This window comes from Streptomyces violaceorubidus (genome assembly GCF_000717995.1).
In the GTDB taxonomy this organism is placed as follows: domain Bacteria; phylum Actinomycetota; class Actinomycetes; order Streptomycetales; family Streptomycetaceae; genus Streptomyces; species Streptomyces violaceorubidus.
Window position 1 is genome coordinate 1 of sequence record NZ_JODM01000250.1, and the last position, 218, is coordinate 218.

The 218-nt window shown below is 56.4% G+C and carries 1 rRNA gene; it reads right to left on the minus strand.

The window, feature by feature from the left end:
• A 23S ribosomal RNA gene (locus tag IE94_RS0134970) occupies positions 1–218 on the minus strand; the annotation flags it as partial.

A 218-nucleotide genomic window follows, 5' to 3' on the forward strand; every position in this document is an offset into this window, starting at 1 on the left:
CTATTCGGACTCGCTTTCGCTACGGCTTCCCCACACGGGTTAACCTCGCAACACACCGCAAACTCGCAGGCTCATTCTTCAAAAGGCACGCAGTCACGACGCAAGGACAAGTCCTTGCGCGACGCTCCCACGGCTTGTAGGCACACGGTTTCAGGTACTATTTCACTCCGCTCCCGCGGTACTTTTCACCATTCCCTCACGGTACTATCCGCTATCGG